This is a genomic window from Pelomonas cellulosilytica, assembly GCF_021353265.1.
Lineage (GTDB): Bacteria > Pseudomonadota > Gammaproteobacteria > Burkholderiales > Burkholderiaceae_C > Pelomonas > Pelomonas cellulosilytica.
On the sequence record NZ_JAJTWU010000003.1, the window covers coordinates 545006 to 561764 of the forward strand.

A 16759-nucleotide genomic window follows, 5' to 3' on the forward strand; every position below is an offset into this window, starting at 1 on the left:
CGCCCGTCCTTGAATGCTGATGCGTGCCGCCGTACCGGGCGGCACGCATCAAAACTCGAAGTCGAATTGTTGGAGCAGTTGCGCCGTCTCAAAGAGGGGCAACCCCATGATCCCCGAGTAGCTGCCGGCAATGTGCACGATCCACGCCGCCGCCTGGCTCTGGATGGCATAAGCCCCCGCCTTGCCGAAGGGCTCACGGCTGGCGACGTAGCGGTCGATCTGTGCCGCCGACAGCGGTGCGAAATCGACCTGCGAGACATTCAGCGCCTCGGCGCGCCGGCGCTCGTCGGCCACCGCGACCGCCGTGATGACGCGATGCCGGCGGCCTGACATCAGCGCGAGCATGCGGCGCGCCTCGGCGTCGTCCGCGGGCTTGCCGAGGATGAGGTCGTCCACGGCCACCGTGGTGTCAGCGCAAAGGATGGGTGCGGGGGCCAGGCCGCGCGCCGCAAGCCGCACCAGCGCGGCATCGAGTTTGGCCGCCGTCACGCGCGCGCAGTAGGCCTCCGGCGACTCGCCGAGCTGTACGGCCTCCAGCCCCTCGGCGTCTTCGTCAGCGCCGGGGAGCAGCAACTCGTGGGTCACGCCGAGCTGGTCCAGCAGCTGGCGTCGCCGCGGGCTCTGCGAGGCGAGATACAGACGCTTATTCACGGTGGTAGGGGTGGCCGGTGGTCACGGTCCAGGCGCGATAGAGCCCTTCGGCCAGCAGCACGCGGGCGAAGGCGTGAGGCAGCGTCAGGTCGGACAGCCGCAGCGTCTCGTCGGCCGTGGCCTTGAGGTCCGGATGCAGGCCATCGGGCCCGCCGATGATCAGCGCGGCATCGCGGCCTTCGCCCATCCACAGCTTCAGCCGCTCGGCGAGCTGCACGGACGTGCGGCGCTCGCCGCGCTCGTCGAGGATGATGCGGCGCACGCCCTTCGGCAGCGCCGCCTCGATGCGCGCGGCTTCGGCCGCCATCAGCTGCTCGGCCGTCTTGCTGCCGCGTGTCTCGGCCTTGATGGCCTTGAGTTCGAGGCGCAGCTCGGGCGGAAAGCGCTTGGCAAAGTCCTCGTAGGCCGTGTCGGCCCAGGCCGGCTGGCGCTGGCCCACGGCGATGAGCAGCAGGCGCATCAGCCCTTTTTGGGCTTGGACGCAGCCTTCTTGGCCACGACCTTCTTCGCCGGCGGCGCCTTCTTGGCCGGGGCCGCCTTCTTCGCCGGAGCGGCCTTCTTGGCCGCCGGCTTTGCAGCGCCGACCTTGACGGTCTTGGTCGCCGGGGTCTTGCTGCCCACGACGCGGCTCACGCCCTTCTTCGCGGGTGCCGCCTTCTTCGCAGCAGGCTTGTCGGCCGCGGCGGCCTTCTTGGCCGGCGCCTTCTTGCCGCCGACCGGACCGAGCTCCTGCGCCGCCTTCTTGCGCGCCGGCTTGGCCGAGGAGTCCTCGGACGCCTTCACCAGCTTGACCTCGACGCTGCCGAGCTTGAGCTTGACGGGCTTGTCGCCCCAGATCTCTTCGAGGTGGTAATAGTCGCGGATGGCCGGCTGCATCACGTGCACGACGGCGGCGCCGCAGTCCACGATGATCCATTCACCGTTGTCCTCGCCTTCCGTGCGCATGACCTGCATGCCGCGGCCCTTGACCGTCTCACGGACGCTCGAGGCCAGGGCCTTTGTCTGCCGGTTGCTGGTACCCGACGCGATGATGACGCGCTCGAACAGCGGCGACAGGTGCTCGGTGTTGAACACAACGATGTTCTGGGCCTTGACGTCTTCGAGACCATCGACGATGGCTCGTTGCAGCTTGCGAATGTCCATTCAGGGCTTGTTTCCGTAAAGGCGGTGCGAGGCAATATAGCTCGCGACTTGCGCGCCCACCATGGGGCTGAGGTCCTCCCCGCGTGCGGCGGCAGCGCGCACGACGGTGGAGGACAGCGGGATTTCGGGCATCGGCAGCACGTGCAGCCGGTGCGGGCCGAGGCCAGCTGGCGTCACGACAGCTTCGCCAGCGCGCGGCACGACGACGAGCGTGGCCAGTTGGGCGACCACTTCGGCCTGGTACCAGGTCGGCAGTCGAGCGTATTGGTCTTGCCCGATGAGGAACATCAGTTCGGCGCCGGGATGCTCGGCGGTGAACTCACGCAACGTGTCAGCCGTGAAACTCGGGCCGCGCCGGTGCAGCTCGCGGTCATCAATGGCAAAACGGGGTTCGTCGGCCGTCAGCAGCTGCAGCATCTGCACGCGGTGGGCCGGCGCCGCCATGACCTGGTCGGGTTTCTGCCACTGGCGACCCGCGGGCAGCCACAGCAGACGGTCAGGCGCCAGCGCATCGAGCGCAAAGCGCGCGAAGGCCAGATGGCCTAGGTGAGGCGGGTCGAAGCTGCCGCCGAACAGCGCGAGTCTCAAAGCCACAGGGCGGTCGGCGTTTCGTCGGCCCAGTCGCGCGGACGGAGGAAGTCGGTGTAGAGCCGGGCTTCCGGCGTGCCGGGCTGCGGCGCCCAGTCATAGCGCCAGACCACCTGTGGCGGCATGGACATCAGGATGGATTCGGTGCGCCCGCCGGACTGCAGGCCGAACAGCGTGCCGCGATCCCAGACGAGGTTGAACTCGACGTAGCGCCCGCGCCGGTAGGCCTGGAAATCGCGTTCACGCTCGCCATAGGCATAGCCCTGGCGGCGTTCGACGATGGGCAGGTAGGCGGGCAGGAAGGCATCGCCCACCGACTGGATCAGCGCGAAGCCGGCGTCGAAGCCGCCCTCGGCGAAATCGTCGAAGAAGACGCCGCCGATGCCACGCGGCTCCTGGCGGTGCTTCAGGAAGAAGTACTCGTCGCACCAAGTCTTGAAGCGCGGATACAGCGCGTCGCCACGCGGCGCCAGCGCGTCACGGCAGGTGCGGTGAAAGTGCTGGGCATCGCGCTCGTAGCCGTAGTAGGGCGTGAGGTCCATGCCGCCACCGAACCACGTCACCGCCGGCGCGTTGGCTGGCAGCGCGGCGAACATGCGCACGTTCATGTGCACCGTTGGCACAAAGGGGTTGTGCGGGTGCAGCACCAGCGACACACCCATGGCCTCGAACGGCGCGCCGGCCAGCTCAGGCCGGTGCTGCGTGGCCGACGGCGGCAGCACGCGGCCCTTGACGTGCGAGAAATTGACGCCACCACGTTCGAAGACGGACCCGCCCTCGATCAGGCGCGACAGCCCATCGCCCTCCAGGCGGCCGCCGGGCTCGCGGCTCCAGCCGTCGCTCAGGAAGGCGTTGCCATCGACGCCCTCGAGCGCGCTGACGATGCGGTGCTGCAGGCCCAGCAGGTAGTCGCGGACGGGGGCGCTGTTCACCGCTTCAGGGCCCGGTGGCCGATGTCGCTGCGGTACTGGCGGCCGGCGAACTGGATGCCCGCTGCCAGCTCGTAGGCTCGCTGCGCCGCCGTGCGGGCCGACTCGCCCAGCGCCGTCACGCACAGCACGCGGCCGCCGCTGGTGACGAGCTTGCCGTCGGCCTGCGCCGTGCCGGCGTGGAACACCATCGCATCGTCCGCGTCGTCAGGCAGGCCGGTGATGGCGTCGCCCTTGCGCGGATCGAGCGGGTAGCCCTCGGCGGCCAGCACGACACCCAGCGCCACGCGGCGGTCCCACTGCAGCTCGACCTGGTCCAGAGTGCCGTCGGTCGCGTGCATCAGCAGCTCGAAGAGGTCGCTCTTCATCCGCATCATGATGGGCTGTGTCTCGGGGTCACCCATGCGCGTGTTGAATTCGACGGTGCGCGGCTGGCCGTGCTCGTCGATCATCAGCCCGGCATACAGGAAGCCGGTGAATGGATGGCCGTCGCGCGCCATGCCGGCAATCGTCGGCTGGATGATCTCGTGCATGACCTTGGCATGCACGTTGGGCGTGACAACCGGCGCCGGCGAATAGGCGCCCATGCCGCCGGTGTTGGGGCCGGCGTCGCCGTCCAGCAGGCGCTTGTGGTCCTGGCTCGTGGCGAGGGACACGACACGCTTGCCGTCGCAGACGACGATGAAGCTGGCCTCCTCGCCGGCGAGGAAGTCCTCGATGACGACGCGCGCACCGCCCGCGTTGTGCGTGACGCCCAGCTTGTTGTCTTCCAGGATCCACGAGATCGCCTCGTGGGCCTCTTCCAGCGTCATTGCGACGACGACGCCCTTGCCCGCCGCCAGACCGTCGGCCTTGATGACGATGGGGGCACCTCGGCCGTCCACGTAGGCATGCGCGGCGGCCGGATCGGAGAAGGTCTCGTAGGCCGCGGTCGGGATGCCATGGCGCTTCATGAAATCTTTGGCGAAGGCCTTGGAGCTTTCCAGCTGCGCCGCGGCCTTGGTCGGGCCAAAGATGCGCAGGCCGCGCTCGCGGAACTCGTCCACGACGCCGGCGGCCAGCGCGGCCTCCGGGCCGACGACGGTCAGCTGGATCTTCTGGCCGACGGCGAAGTCGGCCAGCGCAGCGACGTCGGTCGCGGCGATGGGCACGTTCTGCAGGCGCTCGTCGCGCGCCGTGCCGCCGTTGCCGGGGGCGACGAACACCTGGCTGACACGCTCGCTCTGCGTCAGTTTCCAGGCCAGCGCATGCTCGCGGCCGCCGTTGCCGATGACAAGGACTTTCATCGTGCTCAGCCCATCTCGGCGTTGTGATAAACGGCCTGCACGTCGTCCAGGTCCTCCAGCACGTCCAGCAGCTTCTGCATGCGCTCCGCATCCTCGCCGGTGATCTCGATGGAGTTCTCGGCGCGCATCGTCACCTCAGACAGCTCGGGCACGAGACCGGCCGCCTCCAGCGCGGTCTTCACGGTCTCATAGTCGGCCGGCGCGGTCAGCACCTCGATGGAGCCGTCATCGCCGGTGATCACATCCTCAGCGCCGGCGTCCAGCGCGACTTCCATGATGCGGTCCTCGGACGTGCCGGGCGCGAAGACGAGCTGGCCGCAATGCTTGAACTGGAAGGACACCGAACCCTCGGTGCCCAGGTTGCCGCCGTACTTGCTGAACGCATGGCGCACCTCGGCGACGGTGCGGACGCGGTTGTCCGTCATCGTGTCGAGCATGACGGCCGCGCCGCCGATGCCGTAACCCTCGTAGCGGATTTCCTCGTAGGTCAGGCCGTCGAGGTTCCCGCTGGCCTTGTCGATGTTGTACTTGATGCGGTCGGCCGGCATGTTGGCGGCCTTGGCCTTGTCGACGGCCAGCCGCAGGCGCGGGTTGTCCTTGATGTCGGGGCCGCCCTGGCGCGCGGCGACCGTGATCTCACGGATGATGCGGGTCCAGATCTTGCCGCGCTTCTCGTCCTGGCGGCCTTTGCGATGCTGGATGTTGGCCCATTTGGAATGTCCGGCCATGTGTGGCGCTCCTGGCGGCTCGTCGTTGCAACGGCCTGTTTTATCGTTGGCAGAACTGCGATTTTAGAGGAGCGCCCATGACCGACCCCATCCTGCTCGCCCGCCACGGCCAGACCGAGTGCCTGTTGCTGCCCGCGCTGGCCAACCGGCACGGTCTCATCACGGGGGCCACAGGCACCGGCAAGACCATCAGCCTGCAGACGCTGGCCGAGAGCTTCAGCAGGATCGGCGTGCCCGTCTTCATGGCCGACGTGAAGGGCGACCTGACCGGCATCAGCCAGCCGGGCAGCCCCGGCGACAAGCTGCTCGCCACGCTGAAGGACCGCGGTCTGCCGCCGCCCGAGAAGGTCGCCTGCCCCACGACGCTGTGGGATGTGTTCGGCGAGCAGGGCCACCCGGTGCGCGCGACGATCTCCGACATGGGCCCGCTGCTGCTGAGCCGCATGCTGGCGCTCAACGAGACGCAGGCCGGCGTACTGCAGATGGTGTTCAAAATCGCCGATGACAACGGCCTGCTGCTGCTGGACTTGAAGGACCTGCGCGCCATGCTCCAGCACGTGGGCGACAACGCGAGTCAGTTCACGACGCAGTACGGCAACGTGTCAGCCGCCAGCATCGGCGCCATCCAGCGCGGCCTGCTGCAGATCGAGGCACAGGGCGGCGCCAAGTTCTTCGGCGAGCCGATGCTCAACATCGCTGACTTCATGCAGACGGACGGCGGGCTGGGCGTCGTCAACATCCTCGCGGCCGACAAGCTGATGAACGCGCCTCGGCTGTACGCGACCTTCCTGTTGTGGATGCTGTCCGAGCTGTTCGAGACGCTGCCCGAGGTGGGCGATCTGGACAAGCCCAAGCTGGTGTTCTTCTTCGACGAGGCCCATCTGCTGTTCAAGGACGCGCCGGACGCCCTCGTTGAGCGCATCGAGCTGGTCGTGCGCTTGGTGCGCTCCAAGGGCGTGGGCGTCTACTTCGTGACGCAGAACCCGCTGGACATCCCCGATGCCGTGCTGGGCCAGCTCGGCAACCGCGTGCAGCATGCGCTGCGAGCCTTCACGCCGCGAGACCAGAAGGCCGTCAAGGCGGCCGCCGAGACGATGCGCGCCAAGTCCGGGCTAGACATTGCCACGGCCATCACCGAGCTGGCCGTCGGCGAAGCGCTCGTCAGCCTGCTGGACGACCATGGCCGGCCCAGCGTGACGGAACGCGTGTTCGTGCTGCCGCCGGGCAGCCAGATCGGCCCGATCACGCCCGCGCAGCGCCAGCAGCTCATCGCCGGCTCGCTCGTGGCCGGCGTCTACGAAAAGCAGCTGGACCGCGAATCTGCTTACGAAAAGCTGTCCGGCCAGGCCGTCGCGCCGGCGGTTGCCACACCCCGGCCGGGGGCCACTGCGCCCGCACCGGCACCTGCAGAGGGCGGCGGCATGCTGGACGGCCTGAAGGACATCGTCTTCGGCACCACCGGCCCCCGCGGCGGGCGCCATCCCGGCCTGGCCGAGAAGGCGGCGCAGTCGGCCGTGCGCAGCATCGGCACGGCCGTAGGCCGCGAGCTCATCCGCGGCGTGCTGGGCAGCCTGCTGGGCGGCGGCAGCAGCCGGCGCCGCTGACACCGCAACCCCGACACGATTGCGCAAACATCCGCCGATCGGCGGCGCGAGACGGGAACGGCCGCATCGACGAAGGCACCGCGCTGGGGCAGACTCAGGCGCTTCAACCAGTCCAACCAGGGGGACACATGGGCGGTCTGAAGCAGTTGCGCATTGGCCACCGCCTCGGTCTGGCGTTCGCCGTCGTGCTGGCCCTCATGCTGGCGCTCGCCGGCATCGGCGTCCGAGGCATCTACCGCGTGGCCGACAGCCTGGAGACCGTCTATCTTCATCGCACGGTGCCGCTGGCGTTGCTGGGCGAGCTGGACAACCTGGCCGTCCGCAACCGGCTCGTCATCGTCGAGATGCTGCGAGCCCCCGGCTTCGACGAGATCAAGAAGCGCAACGACGAGCTGGAGGTGAACATCAAGCGCGGCCAGGTCGTGCTGGACCAGTACCTGGCCATGCCGCTGTCCGGCAGTGAACGGGAGCTGGCCCAGCGCTTCGTCGAGGCGCGCAAGGCCTACATCAACGAAGGCCTGCTGCCCGTCGGCGCCGCGCTGTCCACCGGCGGCATGAGCACGGCCATGCAGATCTACGATGAGAAAACGCTGCCACTGGGCCTGAAGGCGCGTGAGCTGGCCGATGCCCTCGTCAAGCTGCAGATCAGCGAGGCCGCGTCGGACTACGAACTAGGTGAGCGCACACGCAACAGCGCCATCGCCACCACCGGCGTGCTGACCGGGCTGGCTCTGGCGCTTGGCGCCGCACTGGCCTGGATGATCACGCGCAGCATCACCGGGCCGGTGAGCCGGGCCGTGCGCTTCGCCCAGGACGTGGCCAACGGCGACCTGCGCACGCACATCGACGCCCAGGGGCGCGACGAGATCGCCGAGCTGCTGCAGGCCCTGGAACAGATGAACGACGGGCTCACCCGCATCGTCGGCCAGGTACGCCAGGGCGCGGACGCCATACTGACCGGCGCCGGCGAGATCGCCAACGGCAATGCCGACCTGTCGCAGCGCACGGAGCAGCAGGCCGCCAGCCTGGAGGAAACCGCTGCCTCGATGGAGCAGATGAACGCCACCGTGCGCCAGAACGCCGAGACCGCCCGCACGGCCACGCAGCTCGCACAGTCGGCCAGCAGCGTCGCCGTGCGCGGCGGCGATGTCGTGCAGCGCGTGATCTCGACGATGGGCGCCATCAGTGCCAGCTCCAGTCGCATCGCCGACATCATCGGCACCATCGACGGCATCGCCTTCCAGACCAACATCCTGGCGCTGAACGCAGCCGTCGAGGCGGCCCGGGCCGGCGAGCAGGGCCGCGGCTTCGCCGTCGTCGCCGGCGAGGTGCGCGCACTGGCCCAGCGCAGCGCGCAGGCTGCACGCGAGATCAAGGCGCTGATCGGCCAGAGCGTGGGCGACGTGGAAGCCGGCTCCCAGTTGGTCGGCGAGGCGGGCGAGACGATGACGGAGATCGTCTCGCAGGTGCACCGCGTGGCCGACCTGATCGCCGAGATCGGCTCGGCCACGCAGGAACAGACGACCGGCATCGGCCAGGTCAGCAACGCCATCACGCAGCTGGACCGCGTCACACAGCAGAACGCCGCGCTCGTGGAGGAGGCCGCCGCCGCCGCGGACAGCCTGCGGACGCAAGCCGAGCGCATGCACGAAGTGGTGGGCGTCTTCAAACTGGACGGCCGCGGCTGACCTGCGCCAGGCAGGCATCCCGCTTGCCGGCGACGCCGTCCACGACAACAACAAGGAGAGCGCGATGACCGACGCGACGACATTGAATTGGTGGCACCTGCTGTGTGCCATCGCCGGACTGAACCTGATCGCCTGGACGGCCTCTACCGCCTGGCTAAACCGCCAGCGCCCCGACGGCACCACCTGGCCGCACCAGCGGCTGCAGTTGCTGCTGTCAGCCTTGTACGTGCTGGGTTGCGGTTACCGGTCCTTCCTGCCCGTGTTCGACGTGCCGCGGGTCGTCATGGTGGACTCGTTCGCGTCCAGCGTCATCGTCGGCCGCACGGTGGCCACCATCGCCGAACTGAGTTTCGCGGCCCAATGGGCGCTGCTGCTGCGCGGCGGCGCGCTGGCCACCGGCCACCGCCCTGCCCTGCGGGTGGCCCATGCCATCGTGCCGATGATCGCCGTGGCGGAAATCAACTCCTGGTATGCCGTGCTGACGACGCGCAACCTCGGCCATGTCGTCGAGGAGACGCTGTGGGGGCTGGCGGCTGTGCTCAGCGTCATGGCCATGGGCGGGCTGTGGCGGCGCGTCGGTCCGCGAGGCCGCACCTGGCTGGGCGTCGCCATCGCCGCCGGCGTTGTCTATGCCGCCTACATGTTCTTCGTCGACGTGCCGATGTACTGGGCGCGCTGGGTGGCCGACCAGGCCGCCGGCCGCAACTACCCCAGCCTCTCGGCCGGCATCGCTGACGCCGCCGGGCGCTGGACGGTGTCGCACGATTGGGCGCACTGGCGTACGGAGGTGGTCTGGATGACGCTCTACTTCAGCGTGGCGGTGTGGATCAGCATCGCGCTGGCCCACGTGCGCCTGCCGCTGAGGCCCGTCCGCTGGCGGCGACTGGGTCGTCAATAGAATCGACCCCAGCACCGGCGGGCCGCCTTGCACACCACAGGCGGCCCGTTTTCCATTTCCCGAGCCGACGATGAGCCACAACGCCTCTGCTGCCGCCCCCGCCACGAACTTCCTGCGTCAGCGCATCGAGCACGACCTCGAGGCCGGCGCGTTCGCCGGCCGCCATTTCGCCGGCACGCCGGGCGACGCCGCCCACCATGCCGCCGGCCCTCTGGACGAAGCCCGCATCCGCACCCGCTTCCCGCCCGAGCCCAACGGCTACCTGCACATCGGCCATGCCAAGAGCATCTGCCTGAACTTCGGCCTGGCGCGCGACTACGGCGGCGCCTGCCACCTGCGCTTCGACGACACCAACCCCGAGAAGGAGGAGCTGGAGTACGTCAACGCCATCAAGGAGATGGTGCAGTGGCTCGGCTGGAGCTGGGGCCCCAACCTCTTCGAGGCCAGCAGCTACTTCGACTTCATGTACGAGGCGGCCGAGGCGCTCATCAACGCCGGACTGGCCTATGTGGACGAGCAGACGCCCGACGAGATGCGCGCCAACCGCGGCGACTTCGGCAAGCCGGGCGTGGACAGCCCCTTCCGCAGCCGCACGCCCGCCGAGAACCTCGCCCGCTTCCGCGAAATGCGCGACGGCCAGCACGCCGACGGCGCCATGGTGCTGCGCGCCCGGATCGACATGGCGTCGCCCAACATCAACCTGCGCGACCCGACGCTCTACCGCATCAAGCATGCGGAACACCACGCCACCGGCAACAAGTGGTGCATCTACCCGATGTACACCTTCGCCCACCCTATCGAGGACGCGCTGGAACGCATCACCCACAGCATCTGCACGCTCGAGTTCGAGGACCAGCGCCCGTTCTACGACTGGCTGCTGAACCACCTCGCCGACCTCGGTCTGCTGGCCCGGCCGCTGCCGCAGCAGATCGAGTTCGGCCGGTTGAACCTGAACTACGTCGTCACCAGCAAGCGCAAACTGCGCCAGCTCGTTGAGGAAGGTCATGTCACAGGCTGGGACGACCCACGCATGCCGACGCTGGTGGGCCTGCGCCGCCGCGGCTTCACGCCCGAAAGCATCCGCGCCATGGTGGAAGCCACCGGCGCCAGCAAGCAGAACGCGTGGATCGACGACACGGTGCTGGACCAGGCCCTGCGTGCGGACCTGGAGCCGCAGGCCTCGCGAGCGTTCGCCGTGCTGCAGCCGCTCAAGCTCAAGCTGACGAACTACGCCGAGGTCTTCGGCTCTGTCGACCACCGCGAGCCCTGCGAGGTCGCCGCCCACCCGCACAAGCCGGAGCTGGGCCTGCGCAAGTTCTCGCTTGGGCCCGAGCTGTGGATCGAGGCGGAGGACTTCATGGAAGTGCCGGTCAAGGGCTACTTCCGGCTGTTCCCGGGCAACAAGGTACGGCTGAAGGCCGGCTACGTCATCGAGTGCACCGGCGCGGAGAAGGATGCGGACGGCAAGGTCACCGCCGTGCTCGCCACCGTCGTGCCCGACACCAAGAGCGGCACGCCGGGTGCCGACGCGGTCAAGGTCAAGGGCGTCATCGGCTGGGTCGCCGCGCACGAGGCCGTGGCCGCCGAGGTGCGCCTGTATGAGCGCCTGTTCGCCGAGCCGCAGCCGGACGCCGGCGGGCGTGACTTCATCGAGTTCCTCAACCCGAACTCGCTACGCGTCGTGCAGGGCTTCGTCGAGCCCTCACTGGCCGGCGCCGCAGCGGACCAGCGCTGGCAATTCGAGCGGCATGGCTACTTCGTCACCGACCGCGTGGACCATCGGGCTGACAAGCCGGTGTTCAACAAGATCACGGGATTGAAGGACAGCTTTCAGAAGTAGGTTGAGAGGCTAATCTGGGCTGCTTCACAATGATGTTGCTGACCCTTCACGGCTGATAGCTCTCCGGCGTCTCGGCGCGCACCAAGGACTTAGCGCCTATCCATAAATTGTGTTTGTGCGCATCGGCACTTTGCGGAAGGCACTGATGGCGGCCGCAGCCCGATGCCCAGGGCCTGCTTGAAGAACTTGTCGCCACGAAGATTCTCAACGGCGTCGAAGTCGCTCTTGCCCTGCACCAGCAAGCCCAGGTAGCTGCGTGCGATGTCGCTGGTGGGCGCGCCCGTGCGCACGGGCAGCGTCGCATCGACATCTGCAAGCACTGGAGCGAGCGTCTTCAGGAAGTGTCCAACGAGGGCCAGGCCGACCGTCGGCTGAGGTCGTAGTCAAGCTGCTCAACTTGATTCGGGCGCATCGCCGAATCGTTCCAAAACCAGCCGGCCCATTGCCATTCGGCCGCCCCCGCAGGGTGAACGCCTACAGAGGTGAGCTCACGGATTCAGGCTGTAGACCAAACTATGCGCAGACCACGACTGCCACGATGCTCACCCGGCATAGACGTCAAAGCCCATACCGGCCGACAAGGTGAACATAGTTGCGAACTGCGCATAGGCAGCACTGGAGAGCTCTCCATAACGCTGCAAACCGGTCGGCTGCGAAGCATTCGTTTCAGCCGGCCAAACGATCTGCGGCTTTTTGCATGCCGCTGAAGATGGCGCTGGCGAGTTGTGCATCAAACCCCTGAGGCAACTGCGCTCCTACCTTGGCGATGACCTCATGCACTTGGTCGACCGTCTCGTCGATCAGACTCTCGGCATCGCGGCCATCCAGCGTCAGGATGCCGTGGCGTGCTCCGAGAGCCGTCCAGTGTCGCCGCAGGATGTCTCTCATCTTCCAATGAGCGTTCTTAGAGCGCACGGCCATGGCCATCTTTGCTTTGAACGGCGAGATCCTTGACGCCCCATCTCCGAGGACCGGGTAGGCTGACATCACGTCATAGAGCGGCGTCAGCTGGTACCGCCCGCCGGGGCGAAGGAAAAGACTGAAATTCTTGGCGTGGCCGTCGGTCGCGCAAAGCATCCAGAAGATCAGCTGCGCCTTGAAGAAGTTGCGACGATCCTCTTCACGGCTCATGGATCCGTCAAGGACGTCGAGGATGCGGTCCATGCCGGGCCCACCGTCCACCTCGTACTTGGCATCAGGTGCCACGCCGGTCGCCTGGCACATGTCTTCCTGCGGCAAGCGGAGCAGGCGTTGGTCGCCGGACGGATGTGTCCACCAGGCGCGGTCGAAGCGCTCCACAACGAGCACCTTGACGTCTTCGAACTGCAGCGGATGGCAGGTAGCGACCGGCAGCCCGAACTCGCGCAGGATCAGCGAACACAGCCATTCGTTCTCGACCGAGCCGCGCATGTCGAGCTCCATGCCGCCGATGAGGCCCAGCGGTAGCTTGAAGATGTGCGTCGTCGGCGTTCCGCCAAGCGGAAGGCACCACTGCCCTTCGTGCAGTAGCAGCGCGGTCTTCTCCTGCGCGCCGGCAATGGAGATGCGGAAGTCCTCATCATCCCGCCAGCCCAGCGCATTCGACGTCGTCGTGCCACGCAGGATCTGTGCGACCTGTGCTTCGCTCAGCACCTCCGCCTCCAGGGGGGGCGTACCGACCGAGGCTGCACCCTCCGGCAGGATCTCCAGCGCGCCGGCGCAGTCCCGGCCGATCTCGGCTAGCAACTCGAACGCGCCGGTCGAGCCGGTATTGAAGCGGCGCGCCAGCCGTTCGCGGATCTCCTTGCTGTCCGGGAGCAGGTTCTCGAAGTAGGCGCGGACCTTTGCTCCGCGGTGCGGCGCATTTCCCGGTGTGAAGGGGAGCGACAGCGATAGCGGCCTCCCCTGCCCTGACTGCGTCCAAGCCAAGTCGTATTGGAGTATGTCGGGCGCGTTGGGTGCGAGGCTCCAGGTGCCGACCGGGGCGCCGTTCATCCAGAGGCCCAGCGTGCGGGTGAGGGAGCGGCGGCCCATGGCTTACCAGGCCGGCTTGTCGACGGACGAACTGGAGGTCTTGGACGACTGCAGCGGCTTGCCGAGCGCCACTTCCACACCAAGGACGTTGAACAGCCTCAGCAGCCGTGCAGCGCCTACCTTGTCGGCATTCCTCTCCATCGCGGAATAGGTTTGCTGCGAGAGGCCCAGCCGCAAGGCCACCTCTGCCTGCGTCAGGCCGGCTTCCTTGCGGAACGCCTGCAACAGGGGTGACAGCTGATCAGGCGTGCGGACGATGAACTGAGACATACAGCTCCTAGGCTGTAAATCTCATTTACAGCTTCTGATGTGTATGTTCAGTTTACATATCGCAGGCAGTAAATTCAATGCACAGTTCACAAGCTGTGACCATCCAGCATCCAAGCCCGCGGGAGGCACAAGGCGCGCTACTCAGGCTATTGCAAAGCAGCAAGTGCCTGCGGCGACAAACGTTGGGGTCAGCGCCCCAACCTACGGCACTACGAACGAAACGCGCGCCCTACTCACTCCAGATCCGCCAGTCGCCTCGCCTTCACCTTCCGCCCCTTGAGCTTCCCCGCCGACAGCCGCTTCACCGCCTCCTGCGCAATCCCCCGCTCCACCGCCACATAGCTGTGGAAGTCGGTCACGTTGATCTTGCCGACCTGCGCGGCCGTGAAGCCGGCCTCGCCTGTCAGCGCGCCGAGGATGTCACCGGGGCGGATCTTTTCCTTGCGGCCGCCAAGAATCTGCAGCGTGTCCATGGCCGGCAGCAGCGGGCCACCGGGCGCATCCTTCAGGCCGTCCAGCGGCTCCCAGACGAAGGGTTCGCCCTGCAACTGCTCGATGCGGCCCACGCGGCCCATCTCATCCAGGCTGGCCAGGCTCAACGCCAGGCCTGAGGCGCCGGCCCGGCCGGTGCGACCGATGCGGTGGACGTGTTGTTCGACATCGGCGCTTATGTCCACGTTGATGACGCAGGCGAGGTTGGCGATGTCCAGGCCCCGCGCGGCCACGTCGGTGGCCACCAGCACCGAGGCGCTGCGGTTGGCGAACTGGATCAGCACCTGGTCGCGGTCACGCTGCTCCAGGTCGCCATGGAGCGCGAGCGCGACGAAGCCCTGTGCTGCCAGCACGGCCTCCAGGTCGCGGCACTGCTGCTTGGTGTTGCAGAAGGCAATCGTCGATTCGGGCCGGAAGGCGCGCAGCAGCCGGGGCACGGCGTCCAAGCGCTGGGATTCGACCACCTCGTAGGCGATCTGCCGGATGTTGGACGCCGCGGCGCTGGTGGCGCCGGCCACCTTGACCGTCTGCGGGTCGCGCATGAACTTGGCTGCAATGTCCTGCACGCCATCCGGAAACGTCGCCGAGAACAGCAGCGTCTGCCGCTGGGCCGGCGCACGCTTGGCAATCGCCTTGATGTCGTCGAGGAACCCCATGTCGAGCATGCGGTCGGCTTCGTCCAGCACCAGCGCGTTCAGCGCGGACAGGTCCAGCGTGCCGCGCTCCAGGTGGTCCAGCAGCCGGCCAGGAGTGCCGACGGCGATGTGGGCGCCGAAGGCCAGGCTCTCGGCCTGGGGCTTGAACGGGCTGCCACCGCACAGGCTCAACACCTTGATGTTGTCGGCCGCACGGGCCAGGCGGCGGATCTCCTGCGTGACCTGGTCGGCAAGCTCGCGGGTGGGGCACAGCACAAGGGCCTGCACGCGGTTCGCCTCGGTGTTCAGGCGGTGCAGCAGCGCCAGCGCGAACGCGGCGGTCTTGCCGGAGCCGGTCTGGGCCTCGCCGATGACGTCACGGCCCGCGAGGGCCAGCGGCAGGCTGGCGGCCTGGATGGGCGTCATCCGTTCATAGCCCAGTTGGCCAAGGTTGGCCAGCATGGCAGGGCTCAGGGGGAGTCGGGAGAAGGCGTCGGTCATCCCGCATTGTCCGGGCCCGGCCCGGGGTCCGGTCGAAAAGAAAATTTCAGTCGCGGCGCAGCACGATGGGGCTGGCGTAGTCGCGGCCGACGACGGCGCGGGCGAACAGGTAGTTTTCCCGCGCCTTGTCGCTGAGCGCATCCAGCAGCACGCCACCGCGCTCGTCACACGGGAAGGCCAGTGCCCGGCCGGCCTGGAACAGGGATTCGAACCGTAGCTCGTAGTCGGCGGTCATCAGCGGCATGGGGCGTGAGTTCATGGGCGGCACCTCGTCTGGATGCAGACTAGGTGCGGCATCGCACCGGCGCCCGTGAAAACGTCGCACACCCGGGCCAGGCCACCGTAAACGGGGCGTTAGGGCGCCAAGATGTCACACCGGCTCAACGCCAGGACTTGGCCAGCAAGTCGATCTGGAAAGGCTTGTCGTTCATCTCCACTGTCTGCCCGCTCGGAGGGCTCAGTGTGAACAGGCGGCGGCGCGGCAGATCCAGCTGCGCCAGCGATGGCTTCAGGTAGCGGCGCAGCAGCGCCGGCAGCGATCCGTCGGCGAACGCCATGCGCAGTCCGCGCTCGAGGCGGTCGATCACCGGTCGGTTGTCCGGATGGGTGTAGAGGTACTGCGGCAGGTCGTAGGACAGCAGCAAGCTGTCGTCCAGCGCGAGGCCGTGCATGCCGGCATGCGTGCGCATCTCGTGGCCGATCTCCAGAACGTTGCGGCAGAACAGGTCGGCGCGCCCCAGCGCGACCATCTCGAACAAGGCGTCGTACGTGCCGACTTCCCTGACCGAGAAGCCGTTGGCTCGCAGCACGGCCACGTCCGGCCAGTCACGCCCCTGCACATGGCGCAGCCGGGCCACGGCGGCCAGCGTGTCCGCCGCCCGGATGGCCGCGCGGCGCCCGGCGTGCATGAAGCAGACGCGATAGCGGTTGGTGCCCAAATGGATCGGGAACAGCACGGGCGCCAGGCCCGCAGGCCGTGCCAGGTCCGGGCCCGTGGTGACGAGGAAATTCGGCAGCAAGCGTCGGGAGGCCTCCAGCAGCGCACGCCGCTTGTTCATCAAAGGCGAAATCGACAGCCGGAAGCCGCCATCCGTGGGCTGCGTCTTCTCCAGCGCCAACTGGACGGCGTCCCGCACGTAGGCGTTGCGCAGGTCGTTCTCGCTGTCCGGCGCGCGGAGCGTGACGACGAGATCCAGCGCCCACGCCGGCCGGGCCGCCAGCAGGGCGGGCACGCCTTGGAGTAGGCAGCGTCTTGGCAGCATGGCGGCGGCATGGGTGACGACCGACCCAATGTAGCCCCGCGCCGCGCCCCAGGAAAGGGCGTCTTCCCCGGATAGTGAAATGCCGGCCAACCCCGCAACCGCTCCGAGTGTGACTTCTTTCGCGGACGCGACAGCAGCCGATGCGCTGCTTGCAATTGGTGACGATGTGCTGGAGGTGCGCTCACTAGCATTCGCGGCGTGATCGCGGCGCTGCCGCTAACGCCGATCTCC

17 protein-coding genes are annotated in these 16759 nt (G+C 67.8%); 4 read left to right on the plus strand and 13 right to left on the minus strand.

What is annotated here, in order from left to right:
* Nucleotides 1-48 precede the first annotated feature (48 nt).
* From LXT13_RS09900 to LXT13_RS09930, 7 genes are read right to left on the minus strand one after another with little or no spacing between them, the layout of a single operon-like run.
* Nucleotides 49-651, minus strand: a complete 603-nt coding sequence (locus LXT13_RS09900) for a Maf family protein (protein WP_233371758.1) — start codon at nt 649-651, stop codon at nt 49-51.
* On the minus strand, nt 644-1111 hold the full coding sequence (gene rlmH, locus LXT13_RS09905) for a 23S rRNA (pseudouridine(1915)-N(3))-methyltransferase RlmH (protein WP_233371759.1): 468 nt from the start codon (nt 1109-1111) through the stop codon (nt 644-646). The genes LXT13_RS09900 and rlmH overlap by 8 nt, the downstream gene beginning before the upstream one ends.
* Nucleotides 1111-1794, minus strand: coding sequence for a ribosome silencing factor (rsfS, locus tag LXT13_RS09910; RefSeq protein ID WP_233371760.1), 684 nt, complete (start codon nt 1792-1794; stop codon nt 1111-1113). Before rsfS ends, rlmH begins: the two co-directional genes overlap by 1 nt.
* Nucleotides 1795-2388 (minus strand): nicotinate (nicotinamide) nucleotide adenylyltransferase, encoded by a 594-nt coding sequence (gene nadD, locus LXT13_RS09915; RefSeq protein ID WP_233371761.1) that lies wholly within the window; start codon nt 2386-2388, stop codon nt 1795-1797.
* Nucleotides 2379-3314 (minus strand): oxygen-dependent coproporphyrinogen oxidase, encoded by a 936-nt coding sequence (hemF, locus tag LXT13_RS09920; protein ID WP_233371762.1) that lies wholly within the window; start codon nt 3312-3314, stop codon nt 2379-2381. Before hemF ends, nadD begins: the two co-directional genes overlap by 10 nt.
* Nucleotides 3311-4597, minus strand: a complete 1287-nt coding sequence (purD, locus tag LXT13_RS09925) for a phosphoribosylamine--glycine ligase (RefSeq protein WP_233371763.1) — start codon at nt 4595-4597, stop codon at nt 3311-3313. Before purD ends, hemF begins: the two co-directional genes overlap by 4 nt.
* 5 nt (nt 4598-4602) lie before the next feature.
* Nucleotides 4603-5325 carry a YebC/PmpR family DNA-binding transcriptional regulator gene (locus LXT13_RS09930; protein WP_233371764.1) on the minus strand — a complete coding sequence of 241 codons (723 nt, stop codon included), beginning with the start codon at nt 5323-5325 and terminating at the stop codon, nt 4603-4605.
* Nucleotides 5326-5402: 77 nt separating this feature from the next.
* On the opposite strand from LXT13_RS09930, the gene LXT13_RS09935 reads away from it, so the two are divergent.
* The 4 genes from LXT13_RS09935 to LXT13_RS09955 all read left to right on the plus strand — a co-directional run bounded on the left by LXT13_RS09935 (nt 5403) and on the right by LXT13_RS09955 (nt 11355).
* A complete protein-coding gene (locus LXT13_RS09935; RefSeq protein ID WP_233371765.1) occupies nt 5403-6929 on the plus strand; it encodes a helicase HerA-like domain-containing protein in 1527 nt (508 codons plus the stop codon).
* Nucleotides 6930-7057: 128 nt separating this feature from the next.
* Entirely contained in the window at nt 7058-8617 is a 1560-nt protein-coding gene (locus LXT13_RS28665) for a methyl-accepting chemotaxis protein (RefSeq protein WP_304622807.1), read from the plus strand.
* Nucleotides 8618-8681: 64 nt separating this feature from the next.
* The gene (locus LXT13_RS09950; protein WP_233371766.1) at nt 8682-9515 is read left to right on the plus strand and encodes a hypothetical protein; all 834 of its coding nucleotides are present in this window, start codon (nt 8682-8684) and stop codon (nt 9513-9515) included.
* 70 nt (nt 9516-9585) lie between these two features.
* A complete protein-coding gene (locus LXT13_RS09955; RefSeq protein ID WP_233371767.1) occupies nt 9586-11355 on the plus strand; it encodes a glutamine--tRNA ligase/YqeY domain fusion protein in 1770 nt (589 codons plus the stop codon).
* 89 nt (nt 11356-11444) lie between these two features.
* On the opposite strand, the gene LXT13_RS09960 is transcribed toward LXT13_RS09955, so the two are convergent.
* From LXT13_RS09960 to LXT13_RS09985, 6 genes are all read right to left on the minus strand, one after another.
* On the minus strand, nt 11445-11675 hold the full coding sequence (locus LXT13_RS09960; protein WP_233372005.1) for a hypothetical protein: 231 nt from the start codon (nt 11673-11675) through the stop codon (nt 11445-11447).
* Between the two features lie 346 nt (nt 11676-12021).
* Entirely contained in the window at nt 12022-13368 is a 1347-nt protein-coding gene (locus tag LXT13_RS09965) for a type II toxin-antitoxin system HipA family toxin (protein WP_233371768.1), read from the minus strand.
* A gap of 3 nt (nt 13369-13371) precedes the next feature.
* The gene (locus LXT13_RS09970) at nt 13372-13638 is read right to left on the minus strand and encodes a helix-turn-helix domain-containing protein (protein WP_233371769.1); all 267 of its coding nucleotides are present in this window, start codon (nt 13636-13638) and stop codon (nt 13372-13374) included.
* 233 nt (nt 13639-13871) lie between these two features.
* Nucleotides 13872-15266: an ATP-dependent RNA helicase DbpA gene (gene dbpA, locus LXT13_RS09975; RefSeq protein ID WP_233371770.1), complete on the minus strand. Its 1395-nt coding sequence runs from the start codon at nt 15264-15266 to the stop codon at nt 13872-13874.
* A gap of 46 nt (nt 15267-15312) precedes the next feature.
* Complete coding sequence (locus tag LXT13_RS09980) at nt 15313-15525, minus strand: hypothetical protein (protein WP_233371771.1); 213 nt, start codon at nt 15523-15525, stop codon at nt 15313-15315.
* Nucleotides 15526-15646: 121 nt separating this feature from the next.
* A complete protein-coding gene (locus LXT13_RS09985; RefSeq protein ID WP_233371772.1) occupies nt 15647-16498 on the minus strand; it encodes a hypothetical protein in 852 nt (283 codons plus the stop codon).
* Between the last annotated feature and the right edge of the window lie 261 nt (nt 16499-16759).